The organism is Oceanirhabdus seepicola (assembly GCF_023684385.1).
In the GTDB taxonomy this organism is placed as follows: Bacteria; Bacillota; Clostridia; order Clostridiales; family Clostridiaceae; genus Oceanirhabdus; species Oceanirhabdus seepicola.
On record NZ_JAGSOJ010000002.1, the window covers coordinates 1,312,286 to 1,326,630 of the forward strand.

Here is a 14,345-nt window from a genome sequence, read left to right on the forward strand (position 1 = left end):
ATAAATAGAGAGGAAGAAAGTCGATGTATAGAAAGGCGATTTTTGGAGGGACATTTGATCCCATACACAACGGGCATATTAATATAGCATATGAAGCACTTGAAAAACTTAATCTTGATGAGATTATTTTCATGCCAAGTGGTGATCCGCCTCATAAAGCTGATAAGAATATTACTGATGGACTTCTCAGACTTGAGATGACAAGAATGGTTGTGGAATGTAATGAAAAGTTCAGTGTGAGTGATTATGAGATAAAGAAGAAAGGTAAGAGTTATACATATGAGACAATGAAATACTTTAGTGAGACACATAAGGACACTCAGTGGTATTTTATTGCTGGGTTAGATAGTCTTATGTATATACATGAATGGGCTAAACCTGAAAAAATCTTTGAAAAGTGTAAGGTCATTATTCTTGTTAGAAGTGGGTTTAACAATCATGAAGTGATGGAAAGAAAAGAAAAAATAGAGAAAGCCTATGGAACAGAGATTGTTTTGCTTGATATACCAAGATTGGATATTTCATCAACTAATATTAGAAATAGGTTAAAAGGGGATAGATATTGTGGGCACCTTATGCCTAGAGAGGTTGAGTATTTTGTTAAATCAGTAGGTTTATACAAATATGAAAGGTGATTAAATGTTAGAGATTAATATAAATGAAATTAAAGAATATGTTGAAAAAATATTACCCAATAAGAGAATGAAACATACAGAAGGAGTTAGGGAAACTGCGCTCAAATTAGCAAAAGAATATGGATGTGATGAAAAAAAAGTTGAAATAGCTGCTTTATTGCACGATGTAGGAAAATATTTGCATAGAGACGTGCTCGTTGATATAATTAAATTTGAAGATGAGAATAAGAGAAGAATTCTTCAAGCAGAACCTCAAGTATATCATGGATTTGGAAGTGCATATCTTGCAGAGCGGGATTTAGGTATTACAGATACAGAGATATTAAATGCTATAAAGTATCATACCACAGGTAGAGAGAGAATGTCACTTCTTGATAAAATCATCTATATAGCTGATTACATAGAACCTAATAGGTGTTTTGAAGGCGTGGAAGAGATAAGAGGGATTGCTTTTAAGAATATAGATGAGAGTGTATTAAAAGCTATGAATAATACAATAAAATACATTGTAGATAACAATGGTATTATTGATTATGATACAATTTTAGCAAGAAATTATTTTCTTATGGATTGGGGGGAATGAAGTGAGTGAAGACCAAAATAGAACACCAAGAAAGAGTACGGGTACGAGCACGAGAAAGAGAAGAAAGAAAAAAAAGAAAAGATCTACTCTAGATAGAGTGCTTTCAATATTAATAATTCTTATTATGGTTGCATGTATGATTGTACTTGGTGTATTAATAGGAAAAGGGATTGCATCCATTAGCAAAAAAAGTGATACTAAACAATTTGCAATAATTGATGAGAATGTGGATAAAGCGCCTAAAGAGATTATTACACCCGATAAAGAAGAAATAACATTTAATAATGAATTCGTTAATATACTACTAGTTGGTATAGATGAAGGAGATTTAAGTGAAAATGCAATTTTAAACACGAGAGAAGCGGATAGTATTCTGCTTCTTAATTATTATTATAATGAAAAAGTGGTTAACGTAACTTCAATTCCTAGAGATATGAGTGTTGTAGTGGAAGAACAATATTTTAATGTTAGAGATGCATTAAAATTTGGTGGTATTAACTATCTTATAACATCTGTAGAAGGAAACCTTAAATGCAAAGTAGATAATTATGTTTTATTAGATATTGAGCTTTTTAAAGAAATTGTTGATATAATTGGAAAGATTGATATTAAAATACCTTATGATATGGAATATGATGATAATCTTCAGGATTTACATATTAGATTTACTAAGGGTGAGACGATATCATTAGATGGAGAGATGGCTTCTCAATATGTAAGATGGAGAATGAATAACGATGGATGGACTCTTCCAAACAATGATATTAGTAGAATTGAGCACTTTCAGAATTTTATGATTGAGATGTTGAATGAATTTAAAAAACCATCGAGTTATATGAGACTTGGGATGGTGGCCGAGGCTGTAGGGAAAAATGTTACAACAGATGTGAGTGTTGTTGGAATAGCTAGATACGTACTTGATATTAATGAAATAGAAAAGAAAAATATTACATTTAACACCCTAAAAGGGGAATTTACAAAAGGTGTGGAGCAGGATTCATTTATAATTAGTAGTGATGAAAATCAAGAATTAATAAGATTGTTGAATGGAAAGGGTATAAAAAATATTAATAGAAACGAAATGAAGGTTAAAGTTATTTATGAGAGTGATTATACGCAACTTCCTGACTTGAAAGAGAAGTTTAAAATATTGGGATATAACAATGTAGTTTATGAGGTTGGTAAGGTTGAAGAGTCAGAGATGTTGTTTATTGAGGAATTGTCAGATGATATTGATTATTTGGTCTATGAACTAGGGATGGAAAAATATGATTTATTATCGCAAAATGATGAAAAGTTTGATATAATACTTAAGATAAAATAATAAGACCTATTTATTATTATCTATTACCAGGGAGGTAGAATAACATGGAAAAGAAAATAATTAACACAGAGAAAGCACCTGCTGCTATAGGACCATATTCTCAAGCGGTTCAGGTTGGAAACTTAGTTTATACTTCAGGACAGCTTCCAATAGACATGGAAACTAAAGAATTAGTTAAAGATGACGTTAAAAAGGCTGCAGAAATGTGTTTAAAGAATGCTAAGGCTATTCTTGAAGAAGCAGGAACTTCATTAGATAAAGTAGTGAAATCTCTTGTCTTTGTTAGAGATATGAATGATTTTGCGGCTATTAACGAAGTTTACGGAAAGTTCTTTACTGAAAACTATCCTGCAAGATCTTGCGTTCAAGCTGCTAAATTACCATTAGATGCACCAGTTGAAATGGAGTTTATAGCTATAGTTGAATAATATACATAATTGAGACTGTTACTTTGGTAACAGTCTATGTGTTTTCTATTTGATAAAATTTTTTTTTTCTTATATAATTAAGTCTAAAGATAATTAATTTAGACATACTTAGTGGTAGTAGGTAAAAAGATATTGGGGGGATTTATAGTGAAATTATTTGATAAAATTGCATGGTTCTATTTGGCATTTCATACTAGAAAACTTTTTAAGAAAAATAATTATGAAAAAGCCTTAGAAGAGGCGACTGTTGCATATAATAAAGCTATTAAAGTATTTGGACCAAAGCATATAAAATCGGCTCAAACTTGTTATAATCTTGTGGTTATCAATACAAAATTAAGTAATTTTGAAGAGGCGGAAAAGTGTGGCTTTGAGGTTTTGAAAATAATGGAAGAACTAAGAGGCGAATATGATTTTTCTCTTATTGAAGATTTGAGAAATCTACAGTCCGTGTATAAAAAATGGGGTAAGAATGAGAAGGTTGATGAAATAGAGGAGCGAATTAATAAAATTATTGATATAGATGATTCAAAACATGAACAAAAGATTGAGGAAGAATAATTATAGTAGAAGGTGTAGAATGAAGAATTACTTAGAAGAAACTATTCATAAAGAATATGAAGGATATAAGCTTGTGAATTTTCTGAAGGAGCGATTTGAACTCTCTCGAAGATTTATAAAGAAGGCTTCAATTGAGAAGCGGATTACCATAAATGGTGATATTGGTAGAAAAGCTAATGTTCTTACCATTGGTGATGTTGTAAAAGTTGAACTTGATAGGGAAGAGACTCAGAATATACCTGCAGAAGAGATGGAGCTAAAGGTTGTATATGAAGATACGCATGTTCTTATTGTGAACAAGGATCCATACATGGTTGTACATCCAACGAAGAGTCATCCATATGGGACACTATCAAATGGAGTTAAATATCATTTTGAACAGAATGGTGAGGAGTGTATTGTGAGAATGGCAAATAGACTTGATATGAATACATCGGGTCTTGTGATGATTGCAAAGAACCAATTTGCTCATATGAAGATATCAACGGCTATGCAGAATAATATGATAGTGAAGGAGTATATGGCTCTTGTAAAAGGAAAACTCCAAGAGAAGAAAGGAACAATTGATGCTCCAATTGGTAGAAGAAGTGAAGATTCTATAAAACGAGAGGTATTCCCTGAGGGGGCTCGAAGCATAACACATTATGAGGTGGTGGAAGAATTTTCAGATGTATCTCTTCTAAAGGTTAGACTTGAGACAGGTAGAACACATCAAATAAGAGTTCATTTGAATTATTTAGGACACCCTATAGTGGGAGATGAGCTTTATGGAAGTGCCGATGAGTACATAGATAGACAGGCGCTCCATGCATTTAAGCTTAGACTGCCTCATCCCTATAATGGCGAGATTATAGAGGTTGAATGTGAGCTTCCAGAAGATATTTCGAAATGTATAGAGAATCATAAATTATAGAAAAAAGTTGCCAAACAAGGCAACTTTTTATTTGTTTATTATTGATTTTAAAATTAATTCCAAAATATATTTTTCTTCTGAGCTTTCTTTTTAATCTGAATAATTCTTGTAATAATGATTAATAGAATTATAATCAGAATGGTTATCACAAATGGATAAACTGGATATTGAGAACTTGTTTGACTTTCTGTATCAATTGCATATGTTCTATCAATATTAGTACTTTTTACTTCAACAGTAGGTGGAAAGTATTCTTTTCCAGCAAGTAATGTTACATCTACTGTTGAATCTCCAATTCTCAGGGTACCTGTAGTAACCATATCTCCGGTGATATAGACAGTATTCTTATCAATGTCTGCCAAAGTTAATTCAGGTTTGGCAGATGAATCTTTGTCTAAAACCATATATACATCATCCATAGCCAAAAGAGGCATTGAAATACCATCATCATCATAGGTAGTAATGGTTTCACCAGCGGAGTAAATTTTTTCAAGCTTAAAATTTTCGAAACCATAGTCGAATAAATTAATAGCATCATTAAAAAAATTCTTTACTTCATCATGTACAAGTGCAACTATCAATCTCTGTCCATCCTTCTGTGCTGAAGCAACATAGGAATGTTGAGATTGTATTGTGTAACCTGTTTTACCTGCTTCAATATACTTATAATAAAATTCTCCAGCTGAAACTAATTTATTTTTATTCCAAAGTGGATGTCCTTCAGGAACTTGAGTTGTTCCTGGTATTTGTGTTCCTCTAGTTTTTGAAATCTCAATAAACATAGGATATTTAACTGCCTCTTTCATAATTTGTGCTAGATCGTAAGCGGATGTCTTGTGTTTAGTGTTATAAAGACCATGAGGATTTTCAAAATTAGTATTCTTAAGCCCAAGTTCTTTGGCTTTGTCATTCATCATTTTGACGAATGCTTCTTCACTTCCACCAATATGAATTGCAAGGGCAACAGCACAATCATTAGCAGATTCTAACATAAGTGCTAATAGAAGATTTTTTACAGTAATCTGTTCATTCTCAAGAATCCATATTTTACTTCCTTCAATACCTACAGCGCTTTTAGGGATAGTAACAATCTCATCTAGATCACAATTTTCAAGAGTTAAAAGTGCAGTCATAACTTTGGTTGTTGAAGCTGGTGGATATGCAGTATTCATATTTTTAGAATACAGTACTTCTCCAGTCGTTGCATCCAAAAGAACTACAGAATCTGCTGCAACAGATGGTGGGTTCTCAGCGTATGTAAATTTAGTTGGAAAAATAAATAAAGATAAGCATAGAAGCAGGAAACAAGCTACAGGTTTAATGATAGTGTTTCGTTTCCATTTGATCATTTGACATTAACTCCCTCTAATAACCTTTTGAAGAATATCTCTTCTCAATAATATAGTTAATAATAGTATAACAAAAAAAACATATGTTAGCGATAATAAAATGCGTTTATTGTAAAAATTCCCTTGGGCTAGTAGTAAAATTTGACTTATATTAAATCTTTAAGAAATAGAATATACACCATATAAAATGGTTCAAAATGGTAATAATACAATATAGAACATAATTTAGGGGGAAGTGATTAAATGCGATTTGAAATAAAGGATAAGATAATTTTAGGATTGGTATCAATGATTATAGTAATTTCAACTGTTGGAGTAATAAGATACTTATTAATTAAAGAGCAATCTCCAAGGGTAGAAGCATTAAAAAGAGATAAATATTTTATGGAGGAATATAAACCTGAAAAAGATATTTTAAAAGATAACAAAAGTAAAGAGGGGGAGAGTAGAGAGGTAAATTTAACTGTTGTTAATAATAAAGGAAATATTAAAAAGATAACAGTTGATATTGAAGGAGCAGTTAAAAAGCCTGGGGTATATACTGTAGATGAGGATTTAAGATTAGACAATTTGATAAAAACTGCAGGAGGACTGAAGGAAATAGCTGAGACAAAGGGACTTAATAAGGCAATGAAGCTTCAAGATGAAGGGTATTATTATATTTTTTCCATAGGGGAAGAGGATAATGGTGAGATTGCAGTATATAATTCAGAAGGTAGTTACTCAACAACAGAGGAATCAGCTAGTCATAGTGGAGATAGAAAAATCAATATAAACACTGCCTCTATAGAGAGGTTACAGTTAATTCCGGGGATTGGAGAAGTTAAAGCAGTAAGTATAGTTGAATATAGGGAGAAGAATGGAGGATTCAAGAGTGTAGAGGAGCTAAAGAATATATCTGGAATCGGAGAGAAAACCTTCGAGAAACTAAGAGATTATATAGACATCAGATAGTTTATAATATACAATGTATGATGAAGAGATTTTGGCGTATCTAGATATGCCTTTACAAAAGCATGGAGGTGGATTATATGAAAGATATTAGATTAACTCAACTTGCCAAGACATCTGGATGAGCGGCTAAAATAGGGCCGGAGACCCTTTCAAAGATATTAGATAAACTTCCTGCTATGGAAGATGAAAATTTGATAGTTGGAATAGAAACAAGTGATGATGCGGCTGTTTACAAATTGAATGATGATATGGCTGTAATTCAAACTTTAGATTTTTTTACTCCAGTTGTCGACGATCCATATGTATTTGGGCAGATTGCTGCAGCTAATTCATTAAGTGATGTATATGCTATGGGTGGTAGACCCAATGTAGCGCTTAATATTGTATGTTTTCCGAATTGTTTAAATATAGATATTTTAGGTGAGATACTTAGAGGTGGAGCAGAAAAAGTAAAAGAGGCAGGGGCTATTGTTATTGGTGGGCACTCTGTTGAAGATGATGAACCTAAATATGGTTTATCTGTTATGGGAATAGTTCACCCAGATAAAATATTGAAGAATTATGGTTCAAAGCCTGGGGATCTATTGATACTAACCAAGCCTATAGGAACAGGAGTTGTAAATACCGCTATTAAAGCAGAGTTTGCATCTAAGGAAGCTTATGATAAGGCTGTTGATACAATGATTACTTTAAATAAATATGCAGCTGAGATAATAATTGATCATGAGATTAATGCATGTACAGATATTACTGGATTCGGACTTATGGGGCATGGCTGCGAAATGGCTGAAGCATCCAAAGTTACAATGAATCTATATTTTGATGGTATACCATATATTGAAGAGGCTGAAGAATATGCTAAAATGGGTATGGTACCTGCAGGGGCATACAACAATATGGCATATCTAAAGGGAAAATATGAGTTCCATGAACTTGAAGATTGGAAACAGGATTTACTGTTTGACCCCCAAACATCAGGTGGACTACTTGTATCTGCAAGTAAAGAGGAAGCATATAACATGATGAAAAAATTCCAAGAGAGCAACATTGAGGCAGCTATAATTGGAGATGTTGTTGAGTTTGATGGTAAATATATTAGAGCAAAATAACTTTTGAAGGTGATATTATGAACAGAGAACTATTAAGAAACTTACCTAAGGTTGACGAGCTCCTTGATAGTAAAGAGATAAAAAAATTACTTGAAGAGGTCATGAGACCAATTGTTGTTGAAAGTGTAAGAGAAGCTATCGAACAAGTGAGAAGTGAAATACTAAGTGGAGATAGAGAAAAGCTCGAAGGTGATGATGTTCTTTCAATAGCTTTGAAGAAAATAAAAAGAAAGAATTCAACTAACCTAAGAAGAATAATCAACGCAACAGGTACAGTGATACATACGAACTTGGGAAGATCTCTTTTGAGTAAACAGGCTATGACGAATGTAATTAACGCTGCATCAAATTATAGCAATCTTGAATATGATGTGGAAAAAGGTAAAAGAGGGTCAAGATATAGTCATATCGAGGAACTCATAACGAAGATTACAGGTGCTGAAGCAGCTATGGTGGTAAATAACAATGCTGCGGCTGTTATGCTTGTTTTAAATACATTATGTAAAGAAAAAGAGGCCATAGTTTCAAGAGGACAGCTTGTGGAAATAGGTGGATCATTTAGGATTCCAGAGGTTATGAGGTTCTCAAATGCAAAGCTGATTGAGGTTGGAACAACAAATAGAACTCATGATTATGATTATGAGGATGTTATAAATGAAAACACAGGAGTATTGCTTAAGATACATACTTCAAACTTCAAGATACTGGGTTTTACTGAGGAGGTATCCATCGAGGAGATGGTTGGACTTGGAGAGAAACACTCTATACCAGTGGTTGAGGATATAGGAAGTGGTGTTCTTGTTGACTACACAAAATATGGTTTTGTGTATGAACCAACAGTTCAAGAGAGTATAAAGAAAGGTATAGATGTGGTTACATTCAGTGGAGATAAGATGCTAGGAGGACCACAGGCGGGAATAATAGCTGGTAAGAAGAAGTATATAGATATGATGAAGAAGAACCAGTTAACGAGGGCTCTAAGAATTGATAAGATGACTCTTGCCGCACTAGAGGGTACATTAAAACATTATCTTGATGAGAGTGATGCTATAAAAAATATACCTTCTCTAAATATGATATTAATGAATAGTGAAGAAATAAAGAAGAAAGCATATAAGTTAAAAAGAAAGCTGGTAAAAGCTACAGATAAATTTGACTTTAATGTGGAGATGGATTTCTCAATGGTTGGTGGAGGGTCTATGCCTACTGAGAGAATAAAGTCTTTCGTAATTAAGGTAAAAGGATATGAGATGAAGCCCGCGTTAATTGAAAAAAAATTACGTGAATGCGAAACGCCTGTGGTTGTAAGAGTAAGTGGTGATAGTGTAATCATGGATCTTAGAACTATAAAAGAAGACGAGTTTAAATTTATTGAGGATGCTTTTAAAGAGATAGGATAGGAGGAAGAGTATGAAACATATAGTTGTTGGTACAGCTGGACATATAGATCATGGTAAGACAACTTTGATTAAGGCTCTTACAGGTGCCGAAACAGATACTCTTCATGAAGAGAAGAAGAGAGGAATATCCATAAACCTTGGATTCACGTTCTTTGATCTTCCATCAGGAAGAAGAGCGGGGATAATTGATGTTCCAGGACATGAGAAGTTCATAAAGAATATGCTTGCAGGTGTGAGCGGAATTGATGTTGTAATGTTGGTTATTGCAGCTGATGAGGGGATAATGCCTCAGACAAAGGAACATCTTGAGATTCTACAGATTCTTAATGTGAAGAAAGGAATCATAGTTTTAACAAAGAAAGATCTTGTTGATGAAGACTGGTTTGAAATGATTAAAGAAGATATAAAGGATCAGTTCGCAGGAACCTTCCTTGAAGATGCTAAGATGATAGGCGTTTCATCTAAAACTAAAGAAGGAATAGATGAACTTATTGCTGAGGTGGATAAATTAACAGAGGAGTCAGAAGCTAAGGATAGTCAAGGGCACTTCAGACTTCCAGTTGATAGAGCATTCTCTGTTAGTGGATTTGGTACCGTGGTAACTGGTACAATAATCAGTGGATCTGTTCATGTTGGAGATGAGATGGAGATATACCCTAGTAGAACAAAGGCTAAGGTAAGAGGAATTCAGGTTCATGGAGCGGATGCTAAGATTGGTGAGGCTGGGCAGAGATGTGCAATTAACCTTGCTAATGTTAAAAAGGATGATGTAGGAAGAGGATCTCTTCTTGCAGAGACTGATATGCTAGAATCATCTATGATGGTTGATATGAACTTTTACTATCTAAAAAGCATGAAGAAACCTCTTGAGAATCGTCAGAGGGTTAGAGTGTACCAAGGAACAAGTGAGATACTTGGTAGAGTGGTTATTCTTGATAAAGAAGAGATTAAACCTGGAGAGAGTGCTTATGTTCAATTAAGACTTGAGGAACATATAACTTGTCAGAGAAATGATAGATTGGTTATTAGAAGTTACTCACCTATGCATACAATAGGGGGCGGAAGTGTAATAGAACCTGTTGCAAGTAAATCTAAGAGATTCAAAGATGATTATATAGATGAACTTAAGGTTAAAGAAGAAGGAAAACTTGATGATTTAATCGAGAATGCACTTAAGAATATGAGTGGGGAATACCCAAGTGAGAAAGAGATTGTTAAGTCTCTTGGTAAAAATGAGGAAGATGTAACTAATGCTCTTCAGAATCTTATTGAGGAAGGTAAGGTTATTAAATTAACTTCATTGAACACTGCTGCATTTCTTCATAGAAGTTTCTTGAAAGACAAAGAGGAGGAGATAAGTAAGATTCTTGAGGTATACCACAAGAATAATCCTCTTAAGGTTGGTGCAATGAGAGAAGAGATTAAGAGTAAAGTTTTCTCAAAGGGACTGAAGCAGAAACAATATGATGAGATATTATCAATAATTGAAGAGAATCAAGTGATAAGTGTAAAAGGAGAGTATGTAGCTCTAGCGACCTTTGAGATTGTTCTTTCTCAAGATGAGAAGAAGATAAAAGATAGAATAATAGATGAGTACATTAAGGGTAAGTACACTGCTCCTAAGGAGAAGGAACTTGAAGCTTTATTTAAGGATAAAAAAGCATTCAAGAGGGTATTTGAACTTCTTATAGATCAGGGCGAACTTGTGAAATGTGCTGAGGATATTTATTTCACTAAGAAACAGTTTGAAGATGCTAAGAGTATGATTATTGATTTTATCAATAAGAATGGAAGTGTATCAGCTGGAGAGAGTAGAGAACTACTTGATACAAGTAGAAAATATGTGATTGCAATTCTTGAAAAACTAGATGCAATGAAAGTGACAAAGCGAAGAGAGAACGAGAGAATACTTTGGTAGATAACACTACAAAATGAGAATGTGTGAAAGAGTCCAAGGTCAAGGAACTAGGCGAACGAAGCAGGGGCATGACCAGATTAATGACACTTGAGCAGCGCAGAGAGCCATAGTGACGCCGAGATTGGGCTTTTTCAACCCCCTGAGGAGAATGTGAAAAAGTTTTCACATATTCTCCTTTTTCTAATACAATGAATTATAGGACTAATTTGAGGTGAATTTAGAGTGGCTTTCTGTTTGGGATATGATCTAGAGAAATGCAAATATCTAGGGGAAGGATACGAGGGACAGGTACTTTTAACACCTGACAATAAGGCCCTCAAGATATTTAAGAATTCTGAAAAGGCTTTTCATGAATATGATATATTAAAGAAGTGTGAGGGAAGTGTTTTTTTCCCAAAGGCTTATGTTCTTAATAAAAATGTGGTGCTTAGAGAATTTGTTGGAGGAATAGAACTCAGGGAGTATCTTGAGAAATATAAGATAAACGAGAAATTAGCACGTAATTTAATATTATTGATGTTTGAATTTATAAAGTTAGGGTTCACGCGTATTGATACAGGTAGTAAGCATATATTTGTGCAAGAAGATTACTCTGTAATGATAATAGATCCGAGAAAGAGCTATACTAAAGTAGTGAATGCTCCATATAAACTCCTAAGAGCTCTAGAAAGAAGGGGGCAACTTGATGATTTCTTGAAGGTGCTTGTTGAGATGGATCCTAATATAGCAAGATATTGGTTAGAATGTTACACATTCGAATATGATTATGTGACAATGGGAACTAGGTTTAAATTCAGTAAATAGAGAGTTTAATAGGAAAATAATGCCTGTTGGCATTTTATATATAACGTACTGTGGAACAGGTAGTTCTGACAGTGCGTTTTTGATATTTATATGGAGGGACAGCTTTCTTTTTTATGAAGATATTGAAAAAGTTACGAGGTTAAATAATGATGCAATAAAATGTAAATATGGTATAATATTATAAAGTTATTTTAAGGTGAGTTATTATGGAGTTATGAGAATTGTGAACAAGTATTAAGAGTGTATCTGGAGAGTAATTTAGTAGAGATAGCTCTCTTTTTTTAGAAGATGTTGTATAGGACTAGTGACTAGTAAAAAAATTGTCATAGTAACGCTAGCTGCTTTAAAAGCAAGCGGATGGAGTGTGGTTAATCAGATGAATATTAATATTAAAGAAGTGACAAAAGAACAGTTAGGTGAGTATGTACAGATACCTATGTGGTTAAAAGTTACATCAATATATGAGTTAAATAAGGTTAATGGAGGAATAGGTGGTATTCTTCTTAATGAAGTAAAAGTTGATGAGTACATAAAAGATTTAGGAATATATGAAAAGCCTCTTAAATGGGAAGAACAATTTGATATAAGTAATTGGGGCTTTTTTATTGCATATGATAATGACAAGCCAATTGGTGGTGCAACACTTGTATATGACACTGAAGGAGTTAATATGTTAAGTGGTAGAAAAGATCTTACTGTATTATGGGATCTAAGAATTGATCCAGAATACAAGTCAATGGGAATAGGGAGTAAACTATTCTCACATATTATTGATTGGGCAAAAGAACGTAATTGCAGACAGATAAAGATTGAAACACAGAACAATAATGTTCCTGCATGCAAATTTTATGCTAAACAAGGGGCAATGCTTGGAGAGTTAAACGAATATGGATATTATGGAGAAGATGACAATGAAGTTATGCTTATATGGTATTTGAATTTAGAATAGTATAGTTGATGAAAAGCTAAGAGAAAAAAAGGGGAAGGCATATGAAATTATTCATATGCCTTTTGGAATCCTATCTATAATTACATAGCGTCTTCTAAGGAAGCATTCATATTGCTCATCCAACTTCTTTTTGAGAAGAGTTTTAGTCCAACTAGCATTCTAAAGAGTTCTTCAAATGAAATAAAGAAATATACCCATTGGATTGGAAGGTTAGTATAAGTAGAGACAGCAATACCTACTGGGACCCCGATACACCACATACCTATCATCTCCAGAACTAGTATTATCTTTGTATTACCACCACTTCGTAGGATTCCACCAGCTATTATCATATTAGATACTTTAATCCATAGAACAAGTGCAAAGATATTAAGAATTTTCAGAGCGTATTCTTTTGCTTCAGGACTTATTTTCATAAGTTCTATATAATATGGACCGAAAAGTGACACTATAATTCCAATAATAATTGAGAACATAATTCCAAGCTTTATAAAATTTTTACCATATAAGTAAGCTTCATCATTCATTCCTTCTCCAAGAAGGTTACCAATCATAATTCCAGATGCAGCGCCAATACCAGACATAAGTCCAAAGGATAGCCCCTGAATTGGGAATGTAGACATCATCGCAGCTGTCTGTATTCCACCTATGCTACCATATATTGCTGAGAATACTGAATCACCAATTGCCCATAATGCTTCATTGAAAAGAAGTGGGAGCATTGTTATGGTAAATAATGATACAAGTTTCTTGTTGAATTTAAAATAGTCCAGTACTTTTAATTGTAATAAGTTCTTTTTATGGAATAAGTATAGTATTAAGACACATTCCACAAATCTACTGATAGTAGTTGCTATTGCTGCACCTTTTACTCCCATTCCTGTTATTCCACCAATACCAAATATCAGAATGAAATTTAAAAGGGTATTCATAATTACTGAAATAAATCCTGTAATCATAGGAGTTTTCGCATCTCCACAACTTCTGAGTACTGATGCAAAAGAATTAACAATAAAAAGAGGAATTAGACCTAGAGAAATTATTCTCATGTAATCTGCACCTAGTGCTATAACGGCAGTATCTTTTATGAACAGACCCATTATAAAATGTGGGAATACAATGGATAATATAATTGTTATAAGTGCAAGTATACTAGCAGTTGTTAGGGTCATACCTAGGACACTACCTATTTTCTTCTTATCTCCACCACCCCAGAATTGTGACGCATATATTGATGTTGAAGAGGTAATTCCCGCTAAAGCCAGTATAAATATAAAAGATAATTTGGTACCAAAACCTACTGCGTTAATTGCAGTTTCTCCAAGTTGACCAACCATAAGCTGATCTATCATACTGAGGGAACTTTGAATAATACTTTGAATTGTTATTGGTATAGCAATATAGGTTAATTTTTTCAT

The 14,345-nt window shown here is 33.4% G+C and carries 14 protein-coding genes; 12 read left to right on the forward strand and 2 right to left on the reverse strand.

Annotated elements, in window-relative coordinates; genetic code table 11:
* Positions 1–23: 23 nt before the first annotated feature.
* The 6 genes from nadD to KDK92_RS13510 all read left to right on the forward strand — a co-directional run bounded on the left by nadD (position 24) and on the right by KDK92_RS13510 (position 4,444).
* Positions 24–635: a nicotinate-nucleotide adenylyltransferase gene (gene nadD, locus KDK92_RS13485; RefSeq protein ID WP_250859832.1), complete on the forward strand. Its 612-nt coding sequence runs from the start codon at positions 24–26 to the stop codon at positions 633–635.
* A 4-nt stretch (positions 636–639) separates the two neighbouring features.
* Complete coding sequence (gene yqeK / locus KDK92_RS13490; protein ID WP_250859833.1) at positions 640–1,218, forward strand: bis(5'-nucleosyl)-tetraphosphatase (symmetrical) YqeK; 579 nt, start codon at positions 640–642, stop codon at positions 1,216–1,218.
* 1 nt (position 1,219) lies between these two features.
* Positions 1,220–2,542 (forward strand): LCP family protein, encoded by a 1,323-nt coding sequence (locus KDK92_RS13495; protein WP_250859834.1) that lies wholly within the window; start codon positions 1,220–1,222, stop codon positions 2,540–2,542.
* Between the two features lie 44 nt (positions 2,543–2,586).
* Positions 2,587–2,970: a RidA family protein gene (locus KDK92_RS13500; RefSeq protein ID WP_250859835.1), complete on the forward strand. Its 384-nt coding sequence runs from the start codon at positions 2,587–2,589 to the stop codon at positions 2,968–2,970.
* Positions 2,971–3,117: 147 nt separating this feature from the next.
* On the forward strand, positions 3,118–3,531 hold the full coding sequence (locus tag KDK92_RS13505; protein ID WP_250859836.1) for a tetratricopeptide repeat protein: 414 nt from the start codon (positions 3,118–3,120) through the stop codon (positions 3,529–3,531).
* A 19-nt stretch (positions 3,532–3,550) separates the two neighbouring features.
* A complete protein-coding gene (locus KDK92_RS13510; protein ID WP_250859837.1) occupies positions 3,551–4,444 on the forward strand; it encodes an RluA family pseudouridine synthase in 894 nt (297 codons plus the stop codon).
* A 53-nt stretch (positions 4,445–4,497) separates the two neighbouring features.
* On the opposite strand, the gene KDK92_RS13515 is transcribed toward KDK92_RS13510, so the two are convergent.
* Positions 4,498–5,793, reverse strand: coding sequence for a D-alanyl-D-alanine carboxypeptidase family protein (locus KDK92_RS13515; protein ID WP_250859838.1), 1,296 nt, complete (start codon positions 5,791–5,793; stop codon positions 4,498–4,500).
* A gap of 243 nt (positions 5,794–6,036) precedes the next feature.
* Between KDK92_RS13515 and KDK92_RS13520 the strand changes: the two genes are divergently transcribed.
* From KDK92_RS13520 to KDK92_RS13545, 6 genes are all read left to right on the forward strand, one after another.
* Positions 6,037–6,747: a helix-hairpin-helix domain-containing protein gene (locus KDK92_RS13520; RefSeq protein ID WP_250859839.1), complete on the forward strand. Its 711-nt coding sequence runs from the start codon at positions 6,037–6,039 to the stop codon at positions 6,745–6,747.
* A gap of 77 nt (positions 6,748–6,824) precedes the next feature.
* A complete protein-coding gene (selD, locus tag KDK92_RS13525; RefSeq protein ID WP_250859840.1) occupies positions 6,825–7,856 on the forward strand; it encodes a selenide, water dikinase SelD in 1,032 nt (343 codons plus the stop codon).
* Between the two features lie 17 nt (positions 7,857–7,873).
* Entirely contained in the window at positions 7,874–9,256 is a 1,383-nt protein-coding gene (selA, locus tag KDK92_RS13530; RefSeq protein ID WP_250859841.1) for an L-seryl-tRNA(Sec) selenium transferase, read from the forward strand.
* A gap of 10 nt (positions 9,257–9,266) precedes the next feature.
* Positions 9,267–11,174, forward strand: coding sequence for a selenocysteine-specific translation elongation factor (gene selB, locus KDK92_RS13535; protein WP_250859842.1), 1,908 nt, complete (start codon positions 9,267–9,269; stop codon positions 11,172–11,174).
* A gap of 222 nt (positions 11,175–11,396) precedes the next feature.
* A complete protein-coding gene (locus KDK92_RS13540; RefSeq protein ID WP_250859843.1) occupies positions 11,397–11,978 on the forward strand; it encodes a serine/threonine protein kinase in 582 nt (193 codons plus the stop codon).
* A 304-nt stretch (positions 11,979–12,282) separates the two neighbouring features.
* On the forward strand, positions 12,283–12,927 hold the full coding sequence (locus tag KDK92_RS13545; RefSeq protein WP_250859844.1) for a GNAT family N-acetyltransferase: 645 nt from the start codon (positions 12,283–12,285) through the stop codon (positions 12,925–12,927).
* A gap of 80 nt (positions 12,928–13,007) precedes the next feature.
* On the opposite strand, the gene KDK92_RS13550 is transcribed toward KDK92_RS13545, so the two are convergent.
* Positions 13,008–14,345, reverse strand: a complete 1,338-nt coding sequence (locus tag KDK92_RS13550; RefSeq protein WP_250859845.1) for an MATE family efflux transporter — start codon at positions 14,343–14,345, stop codon at positions 13,008–13,010.